The 24,032-nt window shown below is 35.0% G+C and carries 18 protein-coding genes; 16 read left to right on the top strand and 2 right to left on the bottom strand.

Going from position 1 to position 24,032, the window contains the following annotated elements; genetic code table 11:
• Positions 1–124: 124 nt before the first annotated feature.
• A complete protein-coding gene (locus B0I10_RS01820) occupies positions 125–1,042 on the top strand; it encodes a GLPGLI family protein (RefSeq protein ID WP_112084794.1) in 918 nt (305 codons plus the stop codon).
• Positions 1,043–1,084: 42 nt separating this feature from the next.
• Positions 1,085–3,829, top strand: a complete 2,745-nt coding sequence (locus B0I10_RS01815; RefSeq protein WP_112084793.1) for a TonB-dependent receptor — start codon at positions 1,085–1,087, stop codon at positions 3,827–3,829.
• 62 nt (positions 3,830–3,891) lie between these two features.
• Here the strand turns inward: B0I10_RS01815 and metK are convergent, their stop codons facing one another.
• Positions 3,892–5,142 carry a methionine adenosyltransferase gene (gene metK, locus B0I10_RS01810; RefSeq protein ID WP_112084792.1) on the bottom strand — a complete coding sequence of 417 codons (1,251 nt, stop codon included), beginning with the start codon at positions 5,140–5,142 and terminating at the stop codon, positions 3,892–3,894.
• A gap of 514 nt (positions 5,143–5,656) precedes the next feature.
• On the opposite strand from metK, the gene B0I10_RS01805 reads away from it, so the two are divergent.
• From B0I10_RS01805 to B0I10_RS01755, 11 genes are all read left to right on the top strand, one after another.
• Positions 5,657–6,559 (top strand): T9SS-dependent choice-of-anchor J family protein, encoded by a 903-nt coding sequence (locus B0I10_RS01805; RefSeq protein ID WP_112084791.1) that lies wholly within the window; start codon positions 5,657–5,659, stop codon positions 6,557–6,559.
• A gap of 121 nt (positions 6,560–6,680) precedes the next feature.
• Positions 6,681–7,769, top strand: coding sequence for a T9SS type A sorting domain-containing protein (locus B0I10_RS01800; protein WP_112084790.1), 1,089 nt, complete (start codon positions 6,681–6,683; stop codon positions 7,767–7,769).
• A 624-nt stretch (positions 7,770–8,393) separates the two neighbouring features.
• Positions 8,394–9,686, top strand: coding sequence for an O-acetylhomoserine aminocarboxypropyltransferase/cysteine synthase family protein (locus B0I10_RS01795; RefSeq protein WP_112084789.1), 1,293 nt, complete (start codon positions 8,394–8,396; stop codon positions 9,684–9,686).
• An 82-nt stretch (positions 9,687–9,768) separates the two neighbouring features.
• Positions 9,769–10,764, top strand: coding sequence for an alpha/beta fold hydrolase (locus tag B0I10_RS01790; protein ID WP_112084788.1), 996 nt, complete (start codon positions 9,769–9,771; stop codon positions 10,762–10,764).
• On the top strand, positions 10,751–11,851 hold the full coding sequence (locus tag B0I10_RS01785; protein ID WP_112084787.1) for a homoserine dehydrogenase family protein: 1,101 nt from the start codon (positions 10,751–10,753) through the stop codon (positions 11,849–11,851). The genes B0I10_RS01790 and B0I10_RS01785 overlap by 14 nt, the downstream gene beginning before the upstream one ends.
• Positions 11,852–12,372: 521 nt before the next feature.
• Positions 12,373–13,431, top strand: a complete 1,059-nt coding sequence (locus B0I10_RS01780; RefSeq protein WP_112084786.1) for a homocysteine S-methyltransferase family protein — start codon at positions 12,373–12,375, stop codon at positions 13,429–13,431.
• 10 nt (positions 13,432–13,441) lie between these two features.
• Positions 13,442–13,951: a hypothetical protein gene (locus B0I10_RS01775; protein WP_112084785.1), complete on the top strand. Its 510-nt coding sequence runs from the start codon at positions 13,442–13,444 to the stop codon at positions 13,949–13,951.
• 38 nt (positions 13,952–13,989) lie between these two features.
• On the top strand, positions 13,990–17,067 hold the full coding sequence (locus B0I10_RS01770) for a vitamin B12 dependent-methionine synthase activation domain-containing protein (RefSeq protein ID WP_112084784.1): 3,078 nt from the start codon (positions 13,990–13,992) through the stop codon (positions 17,065–17,067).
• Between the two features lie 65 nt (positions 17,068–17,132).
• The gene (metF, locus tag B0I10_RS01765) at positions 17,133–18,089 is read left to right on the top strand and encodes a methylenetetrahydrofolate reductase [NAD(P)H] (RefSeq protein ID WP_112084783.1); all 957 of its coding nucleotides are present in this window, start codon (positions 17,133–17,135) and stop codon (positions 18,087–18,089) included.
• 67 nt (positions 18,090–18,156) lie between these two features.
• A complete protein-coding gene (locus tag B0I10_RS01760; RefSeq protein ID WP_112084782.1) occupies positions 18,157–19,242 on the top strand; it encodes an acyloxyacyl hydrolase in 1,086 nt (361 codons plus the stop codon).
• A 3-nt stretch (positions 19,243–19,245) separates the two neighbouring features.
• On the top strand, positions 19,246–19,995 hold the full coding sequence (locus B0I10_RS01755; RefSeq protein ID WP_112084781.1) for a head GIN domain-containing protein: 750 nt from the start codon (positions 19,246–19,248) through the stop codon (positions 19,993–19,995).
• Here the strand turns inward: B0I10_RS01755 and gldA are convergent, their stop codons facing one another.
• Positions 19,996–20,895: a gliding motility-associated ABC transporter ATP-binding subunit GldA gene (gene gldA, locus B0I10_RS01750; protein WP_112084780.1), complete on the bottom strand. Its 900-nt coding sequence runs from the start codon at positions 20,893–20,895 to the stop codon at positions 19,996–19,998.
• Positions 20,896–21,186: 291 nt separating this feature from the next.
• On the opposite strand from gldA, the gene B0I10_RS01745 reads away from it, so the two are divergent.
• From B0I10_RS01745 to B0I10_RS01735, 3 genes are read left to right on the top strand one after another with little or no spacing between them, the layout of a single operon-like run.
• The gene (locus tag B0I10_RS01745; protein WP_112084779.1) at positions 21,187–22,014 is read left to right on the top strand and encodes a prephenate dehydratase; all 828 of its coding nucleotides are present in this window, start codon (positions 21,187–21,189) and stop codon (positions 22,012–22,014) included.
• The gene (locus tag B0I10_RS01740; RefSeq protein WP_112084778.1) at positions 22,011–23,156 is read left to right on the top strand and encodes a pyridoxal phosphate-dependent aminotransferase; all 1,146 of its coding nucleotides are present in this window, start codon (positions 22,011–22,013) and stop codon (positions 23,154–23,156) included. Before B0I10_RS01745 ends, B0I10_RS01740 begins: the two co-directional genes overlap by 4 nt.
• Position 23,157: 1 nt before the next feature.
• Entirely contained in the window at positions 23,158–23,997 is an 840-nt protein-coding gene (locus B0I10_RS01735; RefSeq protein WP_112084777.1) for a prephenate dehydrogenase, read from the top strand.
• The last annotated feature ends 35 nt before the right edge of the window (positions 23,998–24,032 follow it).

Raw genomic sequence — 24,032 nt, 5'->3', positions numbered from 1 at the left:
TTGGCTAAAGTACAATTATAATGATAATTATTTTGTAAGAATTCCTTAATTTTTAACAAAATGTTGGTAACAATAACCCAATTAACTCGTCATATTTGTTCTATCAACATTAAACTTTTTGGAGATGAAAACTATTGTAGTTACATTACTTACTTTTTTTGCGGCGGTTGTTAGTGCTTTGGCACAAGATTTTCAGGGCATGGCCGTTTATGAATCAAAAACCAGCTCTGCGGACGCTCGGTCAACTTTTGCAGGAAATAGAGAAATTACGCCGGAAATGCAAAAGACGATTGAAGAACGAATGAAAAGCATGTTTGAAAAAACATTCATTTTAAGTTTTGATAAAAGTGCTTCCATCTATAAAGAAGAAGAAAAAATAGAAGCCCCCGGTCAAAGTGGTGGCGGAATGCGATTTATGTCAAATATGATGGGTGGTGGCGGAACTCATTACAAAAACGTAAAAGAAAAAGTGTATACAGTTGATAAAGAGGTTTTTGGAAAAGAATTTTTAATCGTTGATTCATTGCCTAAATTAAATTGGAAATTAGAGGGCGAGACGAAGCAAATTGGTAATTATTTGTGTTTTAAAGCCACCGCTGTACGACCGGTAAGTCAATCTGATTTTAGAAATTTCAGAAGAAAAGCGGATGATAAAAAAGAAGAAAAATCAGAAAATGCCGTCACTGAGAAAAAGGAAGAAAAGAAAGAAGAGTCCAAAACAACCAATTTTATGGATGGTTGGGAAATGCCAAAAGAAATAACTGTTACCGCTTGGTATACACCTGATATTCCGATTAATCAAGGACCCGAAAATTATTGGGGACTTCCAGGGTTAATCCTAGAAGTTACTGATGGGAAAACAGTAATTCTTTGTTCCAAAATTGTGATGAATACCAAAGACAAGAAAGAAATAAAAGCTCCTAAGAAAGGGAAACCTGTAACCCAAGCGGAATATGATAAAATTGTGACAGATAAGATGAATGAAATGCGAGAAATGAATCAAGGTCGCGGCGGAAGAGGCGGTTTTAGAATGGGGGGTTAATCAATCAATGCATTTTATTTAAAATTTTTATCAAAAATATTCATGTCTAAAATTTACTTTTTTCTTCTTTTCGGAATTTATATTTGCCAAGCTCAAAATGTTAGGGTTGAAGGTTTTGTAAAGGACACCTTGCAAAGACCCCTTGAAATGGCCAATGTAATGGCAATCAATCAAGTTACCAAAGCCATGGATGGATACGCAATTACCAACGACAAAGGCCGTTATCAATTGAGCTTAAATCCAAATTCTACCTATAAAATCAAAGTCAGCTACATTGGTTTTCAAACATTGGATGCTGATTTGGAAACAAAAACTGAAACCATTCAAAAAAACCTGATACTTAAAGAAGGTGGCTTTGAGTTAGAAGGCGTAGAAATTGTCCAGGAAATGCCGGTTTCCATTAGCGGCGATACCATTATTTACAACGCAGATTCTTTTAAAACCGGAACAGAACAAAAACTGGAGGACATTCTGAAAAAATTACCAGGCGTTCAAGTAAATGAAGATGGTGAAATTGAAGTGGAGGGAAGAAAAGTAAGCCAATTGCTAGTTGAAGGAAAAAAATTCTTTGAAGGTGATACAAAAATTGGTTCCAAAAACATTCCGTCAGATGCGGTTGATAAAGTGCAGGTATTGCGAAATTTCAACGAAGTTAGTCAATTAAAAGGCTTAGAAAACAATGAAGAAAATATTGCAATCAATATAAAACTAAAGAAAGGTAAAAATAAATTTTGGTTTGGAGACATTCTAGTTGGTGGTGGTCCCGATGAACGATATGTACTTAATCCTAAAATCTTTTATTACAGTCCAAAAACCACGGTTAATGTTATTGCTAATTTTAATAATATTGGCGAAGTTCCTTTTTCGATTCGCGATTTCTATCGTTTAACTGGTGCTGCAAGAAACACCATCTCTAGAAGCGGAACCAACGTTGGTATTTCAAGTAATAATTTAGGTATTTCAACCACTCAAAATGATAGAGCTCTAGAAATTGATAATAAATTTGGTGCGATAAACTTTACGCAAGAAATAACAAAAAAATGGAATTTTAGCGGATTCGGAGTAATTTCATCCAATAAAACGCTTACCAATACAAACTCTAATTTTGGTATTTTCCAGCCCAATTCATCAGAATTGCAAACGGTTGAAGACAGGACGGATGTTTCTAATTTGAGAAACAATTTGGCCGTTTTTAAACTGGGTTCAAAATACAAAAAAAGTGCAGATTTCCAATTAGATTATGATGCAACGATTAGACGCTCTAATCAATCAGAAGATAATTTGGTCAATACTCAATCTACTATTTTTACAAGTGGCGGAAACATAGATCGAATAAATAATATTGTTTCTTTTAAAGAACAAGATCCAATTGCTTTTGAGCAAAGCTTGAATATGTTTTGGACGAAAGATAAAAAGAACACTTTCGTTTTGGAAGTTCAACATTTATACCAAGACGAAGATCCGTTTTATAATCCCAGTTTATTACAAGATCCTTTTCCCGGAATCGGATTTCAATCAGGACAAAGTCGTTACGATATTCAGCAAGAACGTTTTGTAAAAACAAATAAAGTAGATGCAAAAGTTGATTATTATTTTTCAATCAACAACAAAAGCATTTTAAATGTAACCTTAGGAAACACCAATTCCTATCAAACTTATAATTCTTCAATCTTTCAGTTATTAGATGATGGGACTTTGTTTCAATTGCCAGACAATGAAGATTTTATTTTTGATAACGATGTAAAGTATGCTTTCAATGATGCGTATCTGGGAGTGCATTATAAATTTATTTTAGGTAATAATTTCACTTTCAATCCTGGAGTTAATTTTCACCAATTCAACATCTACAATGACCAGTTGAACAGCAGAGTTCGTGATGATTTCTTTAGAGTTTTACCTGATATGTTTGCACAATGGCAAATCAAGAAGTCAGAGTCGTTGACCTATAATTACCGAATGAGTAACTTTTTTAACGATGTAAATACATTGGTAGAAGGGTTTACTTTGAATAACTTTAACGCATTAAGTGCAGGAAATCGCTTTATTGATAATGCGTTACAACAAAGTCATAATTTAAATTATTCAAAATATAATTTATTTAATTACACCACTATTTTTGCGAGATTAAATTACACGAGAACAACAGATCCAGTAGTAAATCGTTCGTTTTTTAATGGAATTAGCCAAATTAGTGAACGAGTAAATGGCGATTTTTCAAATGAAGTTGTTAGTGGAACTTTTTCATACCAACGTTCTTTTAAAAAGTATTATAAAGCAAGTGCAAGCACTAATGTTACATGGTCAAAAAACAATCAGTTGTTTGTAAATCCATCTGATCCAACCAATGCAGATGCAGATTTTTCAAGAAATATAGAGAATTGGAATCAATTATATCGTGTAAGTTTTGGAACACAATTCCAAAAGCTTCCGAATTTAGAAGCGGCTTATGCATTGATTATAAGAGATAATCCCGGTGCGGTTTTTACAACGCATAGTCCTTCAATTACCTTAGATTATAGAATTGTTGAAGGGTTGGCTTTGACGTCAACGTATACGTACAATGATTTTAGATCTAGAGATGGAAATACCAATAACACCTTTGATTTGTTAACGGCAAGTATTAATTATAGAAAGAAAGATTCCAAATTGGAGTATAGAGTTAGTGGAACAAACTTATTGAACACAAAATCCATAAATAACGATAGTTTTAATGTCGTAAGTTTTAGTTCTTCGCAATATTTTGTTCAGCCAAGATATTTGATTTTCTCGCTACAATACAATTTATAAATAATGTTATGTAAAAAAGGCTTCAAGATAATAATTGAAGCCCTTTTTTTTTAGTGTAGATATTATAGTTTAAAAGCAGTTTTAACTTGATCGACAAAATCTAATTTTTCCCAAGTAAACAATTCTACTTCAACAGTTTTTGACAATCCTCCCGGAGCATTAAATGTTTTGGTTACCGTTTCTGGAGTTCTTCCCATATGGCCATAAGCAGCGGTTTCGCTATATATAGGATTTCTCAATTTTAAACGTTGCTCAATAAAATACGGACGCATATCAAAAATACTTTCCACAATTTTACTGATTTCACCGTCTTTCAAATTTACTTTTGCAGTGCCATACGTATTCACGTTGATTGATGTAGGCTGAGCCACACCAATGGCATATGAAACCTGCACTAAAATTTCATCGGCAACACCGGCTGCCACTAAATTTTTAGCAATGTGACGCGTTGCATACGCGGCACTTCTGTCCACTTTTGATGGATCTTTTCCGGAAAAAGCACCACCACCATGAGCTCCTTTTCCGCCGTAGGTATCTACAATGATTTTTCTTCCCGTTAAACCAGTATCTCCGTGAGGTCCACCAATTACAAATTTTCCGGTTGGATTAATGTGGTACTTGATATCGTTATTAAATAAATGAGCATATTGAGGATTTTTTGCAATAACTCTCGGAATTAAAATTTCGATAATGTCTTTTTTGATTTTGGCCAACATCGTCGGTTCGTCTGCAAAATCATCGTGTTGGGTTGAAACTACAATCGCATCAATTCGAACCGGTTTGTTGTCATCAGAATATTCCAAAGTAACTTGCGATTTTGCATCAGGACGCAAATAGGTAATTTCATCGTTTTCTCTTCGTAGATCTGCTAAATCTTGTAACAATTGATGCGATAATTTTAATGCTAACGGCATATATTCGGAAGTTTCATTGGTGGCATAACCAAACATCATTCCTTGGTCACCGGCACCTTGTTCTTCTTTGCTTGCTCTGTCGACGCCTTGATTAATATCGGCCGATTGTTCGTGAATGGCAGATAAAACGCCACACGAGTTGGCTTCAAACATATATTCGCTTTTGGTGTAACCAATTTTCTTGATAACATCTCTGGCAATGGTTTGCACGTCTAAATACGTATTTGATTTTACTTCGCCAGCCAAAATTACTTGCCCAGTTGTTACCAGCGTTTCACAAGCTACTTTTGATTCTGGGTCAAAAGCCAAAAAATTGTCGATTAGAGCATCACTAATTTGATCTGCTACTTTGTCTGGATGTCCTTCGCTAACTGACTCAGACGTAAATAAATAAGCCATAAATATAATTTAATTTTAACTGAAAATTTTCAGGATTAATAATAGCTAAGAAGCGGAAAAAAGTATAGTGCAGGAAAATAACTAAAGAAGAATTCTGCTTTAGCATTTTTTTTATTCTGAACTTGTTTCAGAATCTTGTAGAATAAAGATTCAAGTTCGAATAGAGGTTGCAATCAGTACAAATTTTTCCTCTAATTATTGTTTGCAAAGGTATGGAGGTTTTTATTAAAATAAAAATTATATTGATTATTTACGGTTTAAAATTTTAGCATAAGTCAATTTCCAGTATTTTTTATTAAAATGGTTGATTTAAAAAAAATACAATGATTTTATAATATGTTGTCCAATGTGTTATTTGTACTTTAATTTTAATTTGTGGGTAAAAGCATAAAATGATGAACTAAAAAGATTACTTTTTCTATCTAAAATGAATTTTCATTTAACTTTCAAATTAAAAATTTTTGTTCAACCTTTTTTTGTTTTATATTTGATTGTTAATCTTAAAACATAAATTATGAAAAAACTATTACTTTTTATCATTGTTGCTTTATCGTTAAATATAAATGCACAAACAACAATTTTTGCCGAGGATTGGGACGGGAATGGACCAGGAATCAATGAATGGATTTTATACAATATTGACAACAGAACGCCCGTTGGGCCCGGCGGAATAGATGGTGAAGCATTATCTTTTTTAATCCAAGATGCTTGGACAGTCCTATCATTTGAGCAAATTCAAGGAGCAAATTCTCTTTTTGAAGCTTATCCGGCGGCGGCTACAGGAATGGAGGGAAACATTATAGCGAGTAATTCTTGGTATACTCCGGTTGGAATAGCGAATGATTGGCTTGTATCACCTTTAATTACTATTCCAGAGGGAGCTACAAATATAAGTTTAAATTGGGCCGCCACAAGCTTAGGTGCTACTGCCTTTCTTGAAGATTACAGAGTACATCTATCACCAACAGGCGGATCTCAAGTAGCTAATTTCACAACGCTTTTAATTGATGTGAACAACGAGTTGAATACAGGGAACTATCGTACTCAAGCACTAAGTAACAATTTAGCAGGAACATCTATTAGATTTGCTTTTCAAAATGATGGGAATGACCAGTATGTAATGTTTTTAGACAATATCACTTTAACTGCTACAGTTCCTTTGTCAAGTAATGATTTCTTCGCGAATAACTTTAAAATCTATCCAAACCCAGCAAAAGACGTCATTAACCTTGCTACTTCTACAACGTTAATTGAAAATGTTGTAGTAACAGATTTAAACGGTAGAACAGTTAAATCATTTAATTTAAATGGCCTTACACAAGCTGAATTAAACATTTCCGATTTAACTTCAGGGATGTATTTTGTCTCTGTAAAATCAGAATTAGGTGTTGGTACTACTAAGATTGTTAAGCAGTAAATAAAAACAACATTTGTTTAAAATAAAGTCCGAAATTTTCGGACTTTATTATTTTTGTTAAGTTTTTGATTTTATATCTTATTTTGTATTATTTTTGAATCTAAATTTAAAAACATTAATTATGAAAAAACTATTACTTTCTACTTTAGTTCTTTTTGGAACGTCACTTGGCGTAAATGCCCAAGTTTTACAATCAGATAATTTTGATTCGTACAATGTTGGGAATGTCGGTACAATAACTGACGGAACGTTAGAGGGTCAAGGAGGATGGCTTACATTTATTAGTGCAACTGGCTCAGATAACACTGATAATGAAAATTATCAATTTGTTGCTGGTGACGCTTCTGATAATGATTTTCGATTAACAGGTTCGGCTACTGCCGCGGGAACCCGTTTTATGTGGAAAGACGGATTGGTATCTGCATGGGCAGAAAGAACTGTTGGGAACGAAATTATAGAAGTTGAATTTGATTATTTTACTGGTGGAGCTACCACAAGTAACAACGAATTTAGAGTTTACATCTATAGTGATGAAACACCAACAGCAAAAGTTTTGGCAGGTATTGGAATTGCTAAAAACTTGGTTGTATCAGGTGCGCCCTTTTCTAATGTCGTACGAGGATTTTTGCATTGGTCTCAAGGAACAGTTGCAAATACTGGAACTTATTCCATTGGATTGGGAGCTTCAGCAGCAGCCCCTTTAACACTTCCTCAAGACACATGGGTGAGATTAGGTTTCAGCTTTAATAAAACTACTGCGGAAGTAAAATGGAAATCTAGTTTAGGGTTAGATACATTTTTCACAGGTAACGCAAATTTCCCGATGGTAACTGCAGGAATCAATCCAGGTGAAGTAGATTTCTTAGGAGTTGCAGGAGCATTAAACACTGTGGCTTCATCCGCTGATTTTGATAACTTTTTAGTTAGAGCTTCAGCGACAGACAGTCTGTTAAATTTTGGTAACGAATTTGCAACCGCTAATTTTTCAATTTATCCAAACCCTGCAACTGATGTTGTAAATGTAAATGCAGGTGATTTACTAATCAATTCAGTGCAAGTTACTGATATTAATGGTAGAGTAATCAATACAATTAATGTGGCTTTATCCTCAACAGCAGAGATAAATGTATCAGATTTAACCGCTGGAATTTATTTCTTAACAGTAAATACAGATCAAGGAGTAGGTACTTCAAAAATCATCAAAAATTAATTCACAATAAGAATCAAATTTAATCCGGACTTAGTTCCGGATTTTTTTTAATTTATTTTTCACAACAATCTAAATATAATAGATTTAAAATCTATTATAGTGCGTTTTAGTAATAAAATTTAGAAAATTAATCTAAAATATTTTTTTATCTAGAAAATGTTACTACATTTGCCAAATCAAATACCAAAACAATGAAATTTAGAATTGGCTCTATGTGTTGTCGTATGATGTGGAAATCTCCGCAGAGGAAACCTATTGCATAATTTTAATTTATAAAATGTATACAATCAAACCTCTGCCAATAACAGAGGTTTTTTTATAGCCAAAACTTAAACTCAGCAACTCAGCAACTCAGAATCTCAGCAACTTTTTAAAAATGAACACTATAAAAAACATAAAAATGAACCGTATGATGATGCACATCTGTTGTTGCATGATGAATTCTCATTGCCAAAAGCGAAAGACATAATCTGGTTATACACTTGTTTTGTTAAGTCCTTTTGGTAAGCCATCCAAAAGGACTTTTTTTTTACTCTGAACTTGTTTCAGAGTCCCAAAATCCCAAAATCCCAAAATCCCAAAATCCCAAAATCAAATAATCCAACAATCTAATAATCCAAAATCATGAGCACACAAAAATTCTCCACAAACGCATTACACGCAGGACACGACGTAACCAAAAACGGTGGAACAAGAGCTGTCCCAATTTATCAAACCACTTCGTATGTATTCAATAACTCGCAACACGCCGCTAATCTTTTTGGTTTAGCCGAAGCCGGTTTTATTTACACCCGTTTAAACAACCCAACCAACGACATCCTAGAACAACGCCTAGCAACGCTCGAAGGTGGAATTGGAGCCGTAGTAACTGCCTCAGGAACTGCCGCTATCGCCACCACATTTTTAACATTACTAAAAGCAGGTGATCACATCGTTGCCTCCAATAGTTTGTATGGCGGAACCTACAATTTGTTGAATGTAACGTTACCAAGATTAGGCATCAACACCACATTTGTAGATCCATCCAATCCGGAAAATTTCACTAAAGCTTCTAAAGAAAATACCAGAGCTTATTTTGTTGAAAGCCTCGGAAATCCTAAATTGGATGTACTCGATTTAAAAGCCATTTCCAAAGAAGCAAAAGCGTTCAAAGTGCCTTTTATTGTTGATAACACAGTGGCAACTCCCTATTTATTAAATCCAATTCAATTCGGAGCAGACATCGTAATTCATTCGTTAACCAAATACATCACCGGAAACGGAACATCATTGGGCGGAGTAATCATCGATGCCGGAAATTTTGATTGGAGTAACGGAAAATTCCCGGAATTTACAGAACCTTCAGCCGGTTATCACGGATTAAAATACTACGAAGTTTTAGGAGCTGCTTCGTTTATTGCTAAAGTTCGCATCGAAGGTTTACGCGATTTTGGTGCTGCTTTAAGTCCTTTCAATGCTTTTCAAACCATTCAAGGATTGGAAACCTTAGAAATCCGAATTAAAAAACATAGCGAAAATGCATTGGCTTTAGCCAAATGGTTGCAAAGTCAAGAACAAGTAGCTTGGGTAAATTATCCCGGTTTGGAAACGTCAAAATACAAAGCGTTAGCCGATGAATATTTACCGGAAGGAAAAAGCGGAATCGTCACATTCGGACTCAAAGACGGATTTGAAGCAGCCAAAAAAGTAGCCGATGAAACCAAATTGTTCTCGCTTTTAGCCAATATCGGGGATACTAAATCTCTCATTATTCATCCGGCTAGCACCACACACCAGCAATTGTCTGCTGTTGAGCAAGAAGCAACGGGCGTAACCAAAGATCTAATTCGTCTTTCTGTCGGTTTAGAAGACATCGAAGATTTAAAAGCCGATTTAAAAGCGGTTTTTCAAAAAATTGATTCAAAAAAGTTTGTATAAGTTTTGTTTGTTTTAAACTGTCTTTTTTCCACGTTTGAAAAAAGACAGTTTTTTAAAAAGAAAAAGCTAGAAAAAGACAACCATGAAAAACTTAAAAAAAATCGACTTATTTAATTTCAATCTAGAAATTTTAAAAGTCAGACCCTATATTCCACTTTATTTCGAGATATTTGGTCAACCCATCGGTACTGCTCCGGTAGTTTTGGTGAATCACGCCTTAACCGGAAATTCAACCATCACAGGCGAAAACGGTTGGTGGAACGATTTAATCGGTGAAAATAAAACCATAAATACCAATGATTTCACTATCATCGCTTTTAATATTCCCGGAAACGGATATGATAATGTCTTTGGAAATCTCATTTCAGATTATAAAGATTTTACCATTCGTGATGTGGCAAGAATTTTTTGGGAAGGATTATTTCATCTCAATATCGATGAACTTTACACTGTCATAGGCGGAAGTTTAGGTGGAGCAATTGCTTGGGAAATGGCGGCTCAACACCCAACCAAAATTAAAAACCTAATTCCAATTGCAACTGATTGGAAAGCGACTGATTGGGTGATTGCTAACGTACTCATTCAAGACCAAATTCTTAACAATTCCGATGATCCCATTGCCGATGCTCGTTTGCACGCGATGTTGTTGTATCGAACACCACAATCTATCAATCAGCGTTTTCAACGAAATTCAAATTCTTTTGGATTTGAAGTCGAAAATTGGTTGTGCAATCACGGTTCAAAACTAAAAAACCGCTTTCGTTTATCAGCCTATAAATTGATGAATCATCTGCTAAAAACGAACGATATTGCCAAAAACAGAAAAGATTTTCTTTCCGTGGCAAGCCAAATTCAAGCCACTATCCACATTGTTTCGGTCGATACCGATTACTTTTTCATTGCCGAAGAAAATCGAGAAACCTATCAAAACCTAAAAAAAATAAAAGAAAATGTTTTCTATCACGAAATTCAATCCATTCACGGGCACGATGCTTTTTTAATCGAATTCAACCAATTAGCCACTTTTTTATCACCCATTTTCAACACTCAAAACACGCAAAAATATGTCAACGCTTAGAATAAATGTTATCCTCTTCGGAATCGGAAACGTAGGAAGCACGCTCATCAATCAAGTTTTAGAAAGTCAGCAATTTTTCCTCGAAAAAAGAAATATCGATTTACGTTTTCCCATCATCACCAATTCAACTGTCGCTTTTTTCGAAAAAGACGGCGTCAAAAACCAATGGGAAAGCAATTTTCAATCAACTGCTTTTCCTTATTCCATCGAAGATATTGTGAACTATGTTCAAACCAATAACCTCGAAAATCTCATCGCCGTCGATGCCACTGCCAGCGAAGAGTTAATTAAGTTTTACATTCCGCTCATTCAAAACGGATTCAGCATCGTCGCCGCAAATAAAAAAGCGAATACGTTACATTTCGATTTTTACAAAGAATTACGTCGAAACCTTCAAAAATTCGACCAGTCTTTTTTATATGAAACCAATGTCGGAGCCGGCTTACCTGTCGTTCAAACCATAAATGAATTACACCTTTCCGGTGAAAAAATCACCAAAATCAGAGGTGTTTTTTCCGGTTCATTAAGTTATATTTTCAACCGATTTGGCAACGAAAACAATACTTTTTCATCCATTTTAAAAGACGCCGAAAAATCAGGCTACACTGAACCCGATTCTAGAGAGGATCTTTCCGGAAACGATGTCGCTCGAAAATTGCTCATTTTAGCCAGAGAAATTGGAATTCAAAAAGAATTTTCAGATGTACAAATTTCATCTCTTTTATTACCCGATTTAAACGAAGAAAATACCAAATCCGAATACGCTTCCAGCAAACAATTACTCGATAAACCTTATGATATTGCTAAAATCACCCAAGCTGAAATGCACGTACTTCGTTACGTTGGCGAACTCGATGTAATCAACCAAAAACTCGAAGTCAAACTCATATCCACACCCAAAAATTCAGCCCTAGGACAACTTAAAGGTGCCGATAATTTGATTGAAATTTACACCCAATCCTTTGGCGAAATCCCCATCGTCATTCAAGGTGCCGGAGCCGGAAAACAAGTCACAGCCCGAGGCGTTTTAAACGATATTCTCAAAATTGCCGAAAAAATCAAATTAAAAGAATCTGTTTTTAATTGATTTCGGCTAGTAATTTTTCTACATATTTTGGTATTTATAGCGTATTTTTCTGTTTTAAAACAAATTCAAATAAAAAACAGAAAAATATTCTAAAATATCAAATTAGTCTTTATATTTGCCCCGTTCATACACATACTGATTGTTATCACGAAAGCCGGAGGGACTAGACCCGTCGAAAGCTTAGCAACCCTGCAACTGTAGAAGGTGCTACATTCTATTCTTTATGCTGAACTTTGTACTGAACTCGTTTCAGTTTTGTTTCAACAACTCAATAAAGGAACAGATAACGCGTTTATTTCCTCTATTTTCCTGATAATTTTTTTAGTTAGAAGCTAATCCCGCTTTCCGCTGCAATTTTTTGCCGCATCCGGCTTTTTTTCTACGCTTCAAAAAGAGCTTCCTTTGGTCGCTTTTTTAAAGCAAGAAAAAATAGCCATCTGCATCAAAAAATTTCCGCTACAATCGGGGCTAGGTGTCGGTGCCAGAATGAACATTTTGATAATTTCAGAGAAATAAAAAATATGTCAACGCAATCAAACCACAATATTGGAGTTCCCCCTTCGGGGGCTAGGGGGCTAATAAAAGCCCTACAAGAAAGAATCCTCGTCCTCGACGGAGCCATGGGAACGATGCTGCAACGATACAACTTCTCCGAAGAAGATTTTCGCGGTGACCGTTTCAAAGATTTTCCATATCCGCTCAAAGGAAACAACGACTTACTTTCCATCACTCAGCCCGAAGCTGTAAAGGCTGTTCATCGAGCTTATTTTGAAGCCGGAGCAGATATCGTAGAAACCAATACTTTTTCCGGAACCACCATCGGAATGGCCGATTATCATCTGGAAGATTTGGTATATGAACTCAATTACCAATCCGCCAAAATCGCCCGTGAAGTTGCCGACGAATTCACCGATAAACCTCGTTTTGTCGCTGGTTCTATCGGTCCAACCAACCGAACCGCATCGATGAGTCCCGACGTAAACGATCCCGGATTTCGTGCCGTTACGTTCGACGATTTACGGATCGCCTATAAACAACAAGTAGAAGCTTTGATTGATGGTGGTAGCGATGTTTTATTAGTAGAAACCATTTTCGACACACTCAACGCCAAAGCCGCTCTTTTTGCCATCGAAGAAGTCAAAGAAGAACGAAAGCTCGATATTCCGGTGATGGTATCTGGAACCATCACCGATGCTTCCGGCCGAACACTTTCCGGTCAAACCGTTGAAGCTTTTCTCATTTCCATTGCACATATTCCATTACTAAGCATCGGATTCAATTGTGCATTAGGAGCAGACCAATTGAAACCTTATCTAAAGCGTTTGGCGATGAATACACAACTCAATATTTCCGCTCATCCCAATGCAGGATTACCTAATGCTTTTGGACATTATGACCAAACACCGCAAGAAATGCAGGGGTTAATCCGTGAATATTTACAAGAAAATTTGGTAAATATTATTGGTGGTTGTTGTGGGACAACTCCAGAGCACATTAAAGCCATTGCAGAAATTGCATCTGAATTCAAACAAAGAAAGTTTGAAGGTACATATTTATTCAATAAAGCATCCGCATCGTAAACATATAAAAATGAAAAAGTATTTAAAATTATTGGCGTTAATAATTAGTTCAATCTTTTTTGGTTGCTCTTCAACGGACGACTGCACTAAAACCATCGTCATTCCTAGCAGAACCATTGTTACCCCATCCGGAAGTTCTTTTATTCCGGAAACCAGTGAAATAGTTCCTTGTGATTACGAAATACCCCCAATTCAAGAACAATTACCTGTTGAAAACTTTTCATATGAAGTAGTAAACTTTGAATTCATACAAAATACCGGGAATAATACAAACCGACTAAAATTTGAAATCAAACTAAATAATCTAAATAATTTTGTTATAAATGGTTTTGCATACATAACTTTAGATGTTGATGGTACAGTTTCTTCTTCTGGCTTTTTGAATGGGGCAAGCTCGATTTGTGGTCAAATAAATCCAAACTCGAGTTGTATCTTTTCCTATGACAAAGAATCTTCTCTTGAGTTAGGACTTATTCAATCTATACAATTAGTGAATGTTAAATATTATTTAGCAAATTAAATGGATTCAATTTCTGAAATCTGTAGTTACATAAAGATATGTCAAGAACGAACAAAATAAATTTACAATTATCAGGATTAGAACCGCTTTTTGTCAATGAAGAGTCAATTTTTGTAAACGTCGGCGAACGAACAAACGTCACCGGTTCACGAAAATTTCTTCGTTTAATCAAAGAAGAAAAGTACGAAGAAGCTCTCGATATTGCTCGTACTCAAGTAGAAGGTGGTGCCCAAATTATCGATGTCAACATGGACGAAGGAATGTTGGATGGGGTGCATGCCATGACCAAATTCCTAAATTTAATCGCTGCCGAACCTGATATTGCTCGAGTTCCCGTTATGATTGACAGTTCCAAATGGGAAATCATCGAAGCCGGATTAAAAGTCATTCAAGGAAAAGGAGTTGTCAATTCCATTTCGTTAAAAGAAGGAGAAGAAACGTTCATCCATCACGCCAAATTAATCAAGCGATACGGTGCGGCGGTTATCGTAATGGCTTTTGATGAAAATGGTCAAGCTGATAATTACGAGAGACGCATCGAAATATGTAAAAGAAGCTATGATATTCTTGTAGAAAAAGTGGGTTTCCCAGCCGAAGACATCATTTTCGACCCAAATATTTTTCCAGTTGCAACCGGAATGGACGAACATAAATTAAACGCGTTGGATTTTTTCAGAGCTACAAAATGGATTCGTGAAAATTTGCCGTTTGCCAATATTTCCGGTGGTGTGAGTAACGTTTCTTTTTCTTTCCGTGGAAACGATAAAGTGCGTGAAGCCATGCATTCCGCTTTCCTTTATCACGCCATTCAAAACGGAATGACAATGGGAATTGTGAATCCGGAAATGCTCGAAATTTATGATGAAATTGATCCCGTTTTATTAAAACACGTTGAAGATGTTCTTTTGAATAGGCGAGAGGATGCTACTGAACGGCTTTTAGAATTAGCCGAAACATATAAAGGAGATTTCAAAGTCAATGAAAAAGCGATTCAAGAGTGGCGAAATGGCTCTGTTCAAGAACGATTAACCCATTCATTAGTCAAAGGAATCGATGAATTCATTGAAATTGATGTTGAAGAAGCCAGACTAAATGCTTCTAAAGCTATCGAAGTCATTGAAATCAATTTAATGGCAGGAATGAATGTCGTTGGCGATTTATTCGGAAGCGGAAAAATGTTTTTGCCACAAGTGGTTAAATCGGCTCGAGTAATGAAAAAAGCGGTAGCTTATTTACTTCCTTTTATTAGCCCCCCAACCCCCAAAGGGGGAGTAAAAACGTCACAATATTGGGCAACAGCAAATCCTTATAATTATGGATTGTTAAAACAGTTTGCACGAGAAATGAGAAATAAACCGACGGAGGCTGAAAAAATCCTTTGGTATGTTTTGTCCAATAAAGGAATAGATGGGCACAAATTTAGAAGACAACATATTATAGGAAATTATATTGCTGATTTTATTTGTTTGAAATCAAATTTGATTATCGAAGTTGATGGAAGTATTCATCAGTTGCCAGAAAACCAAGTAAGTGATGTTGAAAGAACAAAATGGTTGCTTTCTGAAGGATATAGAGTTATTAGATTTAAAAATGAAGAAGTGTTGTTTGAAATTGAAAAAGTTATTGAACGAATATCCGCAAACTTGGTAGCTCCCCCTTCGGGGGCGGGGGGGGCTGGTAAGATATTGATGGCAACCGTCAAAGGCGATGTTCACGACATTGGGAAGAATATTGTTGCGGTAGTTTTAGCTTGCAATAATTTTGAAATCATCGATTTAGGTGTCATGGTTCCACCGGAAAAAATCATTGAAACGGCCATCCGTGAAAACGTTGATATTATCGGTTTAAGCGGATTAATCACTCCATCATTAGATGAAATGGTTTATTTGGCGAAAGAAATGGATAAATTAAATATCAAAATTCCGATTATGATTGGTGGTGCAACAACTTCTCGTGCTCACACAGCAGTCAAAATTGCACCCGAATACAAAGAAACCGTTGTTCACGTAAATGATGCATCGCGAGCTGTTACTGTGGCAACCAATTTGTTACAACCCGATACTAAATCAGCTTACGCCAAAACCGTTCGTGCTGATTATGATCAGCTTCGGGAAGGTTATTTAAATAGGAGCAGAGAAAAGAATTTTCTATCAATCGAAGAAGCTCGAAAAAATAAATTACAGCTCGATTGGAAAAATTATCAGCCTGCAAAACCCAATTTTATCGGAACAAAAACTGTTGAAGTTGAATTATATGAATTAGTTGATTTCATTGATTGGACACCTTTTTTTCAATCGTGGGAATTATTCGGAAAATATCCAGCTATTTTAACTGATGAAATTGTGGGACAACAAGCTTCTGATTTATTTGAAGATGCACAAAAAATGTTGGAACAAATCGTCAATGAAAAATGGTTAACTGCCAAAGGAATTCTCGGAATTTTTCCGGCTAGTTCAATAAACGACGATGACATAGCAGTTTTCCCGTCAACCGACAACGGACAACCGACAACGTTTTTGACCTTAAGACAACAATCCCAAAAAACTGCCGGAGCACCAAACATTGCTCTAGCTGATTTCATCGCTCCAAAAGATTCCGGAATTCAAGATTACATCGGTTGTTTTTGTGTTACAACAGGATTTGGTGTAGATGAAAAAGCATTAGAATTTGAAAAACAATTAGACGATTATAATTCCATTTTGGTAAAAGCGTTAGGTGACCGATTAGCAGAAGCTTTTGCAGAATATTTACACCTAAAAGTACGTAAAGAGTTCTGGGGTTATGATTCCGATGAAAAATTATCGAATGAGGATTTAATCAAAGAAAATTACACCGGGATTCGTCCTGCTCCGGGTTATCCTGCCTGTCCGGATCATTTGGAAAAACCAACGATTTGGAAATTAGTAAAGGTAGAAGAAAAAATAGGTGTAAAACTGACCGAAAGTATGGCGATGTGGCCTGCTGCATCGGTTTCAGGATATTATTTTGCCCATCCGGAAAGTAAATATTTCGGATTAGGAAAAATCAAAAAAGACCAAGTAGAAGATTACGCAAAACGAAGAAACGTCAGTTTGGAAATGGCGATGAAATGGCTTTCGCCGAATATAGCAGATTAAAAACCGTTGTCTGTTGTCCGTTATCAGTTAACCGACAACCGACAACCGACAACAGATAACCAAAAATGAAAGTAACCCAACATATCGAAAACGCCCAAGGCAAACCTTTATTTTCCTTTGAAATTTTGCCACCATTAAAAGGACAAAATATTCAATCCATTTTTGATTCAATTGATCCGTTGATGGAATTCAATCCTCCGTTTATTGATGTAACATATCATCGGGAAGAATACGAATTCAAGGAATTGCCGAGCGGTTTATTACAGAAAAAAATTGTAAAAAAACGTCCGGGAACGGTGGGAATTTGTGCAGGAATTCAAAATAAATATGAGGTTGATGCCATTCCTCACATTTTGTGCGGTGGTTTTACCAAAGAAGATACTGAGAATTTACTAATCGATTTGGATTTTTTAGGTATTGATAATGTCGTAGCTCTTCGTGGTGATGCGTTGAAAAACGAAATTTATTTCAGACCCGAAAAAGAAGGAAATGAATATGCCACTGAATTGGTTACACAAATACACAATTTGAATAAAGGCATTTATTTGGATGAAGATTTACAAAATTCATCGTGTACCAATTTTTGTATAGGTGTGTCGGGTTATCCTGAAAAACATATGGAAGCACCAAGTTTAGATAGCGATATTCATTTTTTAAAACAAAAAATTAAAAACGGAGCAGACTACATTATCACCCAAATGTTTTTTGATAATCAAAAATTCTTTGATTTTGTAAAAAAATGCAGAGCAGCCGGAATTACCGTACCAATTATTCCGGGATTAAAGCCAATTGCTACTAAGAAACAATTGAATTTAATTCCACATCGCTTTAGTATTGAATTGCCGGACGATTTAATTATGGCGGTCGTAAAAGCAAAAGATAACGATGAGGTAAAACAAATCGGAATCGAATGGTGCACGGCTCAAAGTAAGGAATTGGTTGCGGCTGGAATTCCGGTTTTACATTATTATTCCATGGGAAAAGCTGAAAACATCAAAGCAATTGCAAAAGAAATATTTTAAAATCAATTGTTTCATAAAGTTTTCTTACTAATTATATTCTTTTATATTTGCCGGAATAACATTTAGAATGAGGAAACTTTATATTTTAGTACTGCTTTTTACAACAGTTCTCTCTGCTCAGGAAAAAACTGAAACTACCGCTTTAGATGTTCACTACTTTAGAGGAAATGTTTTACCTCATACGGACGATTTGCAACATTTTCTGCAAGGTCATCCGGATGGTGTTTTAATAAGTTTATATAAAAAAACATATGGTCATCAAGCGTGGGAAAGAGCATTTAATTATCCGGATTATGGTGGTTATTTTATTTATCAAGATTTTAAAAATGATATTTTAGGAAAAGTATATGGCGTTGGGGCCCATTATAATTTCTACATTTTAAATCGAAAAGTTCAGTTTAAAATCGCTCAAGGAGTAGCCTATACAACTGATCCGCACGATAAAGAAACCAATAGTAAAAATGCAGCTTTTGGCTCAAAGATTGTAGCAAACACGAATTTTGCTCTGCATTATACTACTCGATTAATAGATAATTTTGATTTTCAAGCAGGATTTTTATTAACTCATTTCTCTAACGGAAGAATAAAAGCTCCAAACAGCGGTGTCAATTCGTATGGTGTAAACATAGGAGTTACTTATAATTTTGAAGAGCCTCTCGAAAGACAAGCAGATACTTTGCCAAAAGTAAAAATCACAGAGCCAATTAAGTACAATTTTGTTTTAAGAACAGGCATTAGTGAAAGCTCAATTGTAGGAAGCGGACAAAAACCCTTTTATCACCCTGCTTTTTATATTGATAAAAGAATCAGTAGAAAAAGTGCATTTCAATTAGGAACGGAGCTTTTTTTAACACAATCCTATAAAGAATATATCAAATTTATGGCAATTGCCTATCCGCGAGAAAATGTAACGGTTGATACAGACTATAAAAGAGTTGGTGTTTTTGTGGGATATGAATTGTTTATAAACAGAATTTCGCTTGAAGCACAACTCGGTTATTATGTTTACCAACCTTATAAATCGGATATTCCTATTTATGATAGAGTTGGAATGAAATATTATTTTACTAAAAAAATATACACTGGATTATCCATCAAAACACATGTTTTTCTCGCAGAAGCAATGGAGTTTGTTGTTGGAGTTAGACTATAAGTTATGAAAAAGCACATTTTTATTTTATTGTTTTCAATTGTGATCTTAAGCTGTGAAAACCCTGCTGATTGTGTCAAATCAACAGGAAGTATGGTGATCAAAGAAGTTGAAGTTACACCATTTGAATACATTAGAGTTTATAAAGGAATTGGGTTGGTTATAAAACAAGGCGAAAACTACAAAGTAGAAGTTCGGTCGGGTGAAAATTTAATCGACGACATTGAGGTTAAGGTACGAGATAACACGTTGTTTTTAAGAGATAAAACCACTTGCAACTGGGTGCGTGATTATGGACAAACAACGGTTTATATTACAGCTCCAAATTTGATTGAAATACGTTCTAAAACAGAACAAAATATAGTTTCAGATGGCGTGTTGACTTATCCTTCACTCAATTTAATTGCATTGGATAAAGATGGTGATGGAGAAGACGGTGCCGGAACAGGCGATTTTACACTTCAAATTGATAATGTAAACCTTTTCATAGGAAATAATAATGTTTCCAGGTACTACATTTCAGGAAAAACAAACGATTGTTTTGTGGGCTTTTACAATGGAAATGGAATTGTAAAAGCAGAAAATTTAGAAATAACTAACTTTGGCTTGTTTCACCGCGGTTTTAATGACATTCATGTCAATGTTTTACAATCAGTAACAGGCGATTTATATAGTACCGGAAATTTAGTGATTCATTCAAATCCATCCCAAGTAGAAGTTATTCAACACTACCAGGGAAGAGTGATTTATAACTAATTATTTTTTCGTTTTTTCTCTAAAAATAGCTTCCAAGTTTTTGCTCTTTAAATGAATTTGAAGTGTTTTTAAACCATTTTCATTTGCAAAATCAAATAGTTTTGAACGCATGTCTTCGGAGGATATAAAAGTGATTTCCCAAATAGAAGCAGTTATTTTTTTCACTGATTTAAAGTTTGGTAAAGTTGACAGTAATCCCTCTGAAACCGCTTTGTCAAATTCTACTTCAATTACTTGTTCTTGCTCATCAGACATTAATTTGTCTAATTTTTTATCGGTTACAATTTTCCCGTTGTTGATGATTATTACACGATCACAAATGGCTTCAACTTCTTGCATAATGTGTGTGGAAAGAAAAACAGTTTTGTCTTTTCCAATATTTTTTATCAAATCTCTAATTTCTACTAATTGATTTGGGTCTAATCCTGTTGTGGGTTCATCTAAAATTAAAACTTCAGGATTGTGTAGTAAAGCTGTAGCCAAACCAACTCGTTGACGATAACCTTTTGATAATTGTCCGATTTTTTTATGACTTTCAGGAGTCAAACCGGTTAATTCAATCACTTCCTGAATTCTGCTTTTAGAAACCTTATATACATCCGCATTAAAAGCCAAATACTCACGGACATACAAATCTAAATACAACGGATTGTGTTCCGGTAAATAGCCAACAATTTTCTGAACTTCTTGATTGGCATTTGAAACATCAAAATTATTAACCAAAGCAGTTCCTTCATCAGAAGTTATGTAAGTTGTCAATATCTTCATCAATGTTGATTTTCCGGCACCATTCGGGCCTAAAAAACCTACGATTTCTCCTTTATTCACTGAAAATGAAATGTTATCCAATGCTTTTTGAGCACCATACATTTTTGAAATATTTTTAACTTCGATAGACATACGCAATGATTTAAAGCAAAAGTATAGTTTTTAACTCATTTTTTCTCTAAAAAGTATTTTGATTTAAATATTTTACTATATTAGCATTTCAAAATCACAACAAAAAGATGATTTCATATAACACGTATTATTTCACTAATTTCTTTTATTTTTTCTATTGGAAAAAATCGGGATTGGTATTGTGTTATGTAAGGTAAATTTTTTAATTCAAAAACAATATAAATCCCGATTCCATGTGAGTCGGGATTTTTTTTATGCTGAATTTAATTCAGAATCATTAATTAAGAAATTATGATAACAAAAATAGCAATACAAGGTATAAAAGGTTCATTTCACCATCAAGTGGCAGAAAATTATTTTTCCAAATCGATTCAATTGGAAGAATGTATGTCGTTTGAAAAATTGGTAAAAAACGTCCTGAATGATACGTCAAGCAAAGGAATTATGGCTCTCGAAAATTCCATCGCCGGTTCAATTATTCCAAATTACGCCTTAATCGATCATAATAATTTGCACATTATTGGCGAATATTATTTAGACATTCATCACAACCTTTTAGCGTTAAAAGGGCAATCAATTGAGGATATAAAAGAAGTGCAGTCGCACCCAATGGCGTTGTTGCAATGTGCTGTTTTCTTTTCAAATTATCCGCACATCAAATTAATTGAAAGCAACGATACCGCCGAAACAGCCAAACGCATTCAAGAGCAAAAGTTGCCTGGAGTGGCAGCAATTGCGAGTAAAAAAGCAGCGGATTTATATGATTTGGAAATTGTGGCAAACGGAATCCATACCGTAAAAAATAATACGACTCGTTTTGTGATTATAAAATCGGTGAATAAAGAAATTCCAAAAAACGAAATCAATAAAGCCTCCTTGAAATTTGAGTTGGAAGATAAACTTGGAAATTTAGCCCTTGTGTTGAAAATGATTAGCGATTGCCAATTGAATATGACTAAAATCCAGTCGTTACCCATCATTGAAACCCCATTTCAATATTCATTTTTTATCGATGTGGTTTTTGATAAATATGAATTTTATGAAGAAGCAAAAGGAAAATTAAGACAAATAACCAGACATTTCAAAGTATTAGGCGAATATAAAAACGGACGATTATGATTACAATGGCAGACCGCTTAAGTTCGGTTCAAGAGTATTATTTTTCCAAAAAATTGCGGGAAGTTAATCAGATGCTTTCCGAAGGAAAACCGATTATTAACATGGGAATTGGAAGTCCGGATTTGTTGCCGCATTCATCTGTGGTCAAAGCAATTCAGAATTCAATGAACGATAAAAAAGCACACGAATACCAAAGTTATCAGGGTTTACCCGAATTGCGACAAGCGATGACAACATTCTATCAAAATCAGTTTAATGTTTCGATGGATTTTGCATCTGAAGTTTTACCGTTAATGGGTTCAAAAGAGGGAATTATGCATATTTCGATGGCTTTTTTGAATAAATCGGATGAGGTTTTAATTCCAAATCCCGGTTATCCTACGTATGCTGCTGTAACTGAATTAGTTCAAGCAAAGCCTGTTTTTTATGATTTAGTGGAAGAGAATAACTGGCTTCCCGATTTTGAAGGGCTCGAAAAATTAGATTTATCCAAAGTCAAAATCATGTGGGTTTGCTATCCGCACATGCCAACGGGAGCGAATGCTACGAAAGAAGTGTTTGAAAAACTAATCGCTTTCGGGAAAAAGCATCACATTTTAATTGTAAATGATAATCCGTATAGTTTTGTTTTGAATGATAATCCGATGTCGATTCTTCAAGTGGAAGGAGCAAAAGAGGTGGCGATGGAACTCAATTCACTCAGTAAATCATTCAATATTTCGGGTTGGCGAGTGGGAATGATTTTGGGTAAAAACGAATTTATTTCTGCCATTTTAAAAGTTAAAAGCAATATGGATAGCGGCATGTTTTACGGTATTCAAAAAGGAGCAATTGAAGCATTAAATTTAGATGAAAATTGGTTTAAAAGTCAAAACGAAATCTATACAAAAAGAAGGAGCTTACTTTATCAATTGGTTGAAAAATTAGGTTGTTCGTATGATAAAAATAATGTTGGATTATTCATTTGGGCTAGACTTCCAAAAGTGGAGCGTTCATCCGAAGCTTTTATTGATGCAATTTTAATCAACAAAAATATTTTCATTACACCAGGAACAATTTTTGGCAGTAATGGCGAAGGATACATTCGATTTTCGTTGTGTATTGAGGAGGAAAAAATTAAAGAAGCATTAGCTCGATTTTAGTATGAAAGCAACAATTATTGGTTTAGGATTAATAGGCGGCTCAATGGCTTTGGACATTCAGCGATTGTATGAAAACGTCCTAATTATCGGAATTGATTCAAATGAAGATCATCTCAACGAAGCAATTTCGTTAGGACTAATTCATCGAAAAGGAAATTTAAAAGATGATTTGGATGGTGATTTTGTCATTCTGGCTGTGCCCGTTGATGTGGCTTTACTACTTTTGCCAAAAATTTTGGATAACATTGCTGAGAATACTATTGTAATTGATGTAGGTTCAACCAAAAAACCGATTTGTGAAGTGGTGGAAAATCATCCCAAACGAAGCAATTTTTTAGCGACACATCCCATAGCAGGAACCGAATTTTCAGGGCCCAATGCAGCCATCGAAAATTTATTTGAAGACAAAGTGAATATCCTCTGTGAAATTGAAAGAACATCATACAAAAAACAGGAAAAAGCATTGGAATTATTCCGAAAATTGAACATGCGAATTCGCTATATGGAACCCAAATCGCACGACAAACACATTGCGTATGTTTCACATTTATCGCACATTAGTTCGTTTATGCTAGGAAAAACTGTCATCGAAAAGGAAAAAGATGAAAAAGATATTTTCGATATGGCCGGAAGCGGATTTGAAAGTACTGTTCGATTAGCCAAAAGTTCACCCGCGATGTGGACACCCATTTTTAGACAAAATAAAAAACAAATTGTCAAATCGTTAGAAGAATACATTGCCAACTTATCCACTTTTAAATCTTTTTTAGAATCGGATGATTATGAAGCCATTTTTAACGAAATGAAAAACACGAATAGAATTAAAGAAATTTTAAAATAAAAGGTTGTCTGTTGTCTGTTGTCCGTTATGCGACA

The organism is Flavobacterium lacus (genome assembly GCF_003268815.1).
Lineage (GTDB): Bacteria > Bacteroidota > Bacteroidia > Flavobacteriales > Flavobacteriaceae > Flavobacterium > Flavobacterium lacus.
Note: the sequence above shows the minus strand (reverse complement) of the source record. Positions and strands in the feature narration are given on the sequence as shown.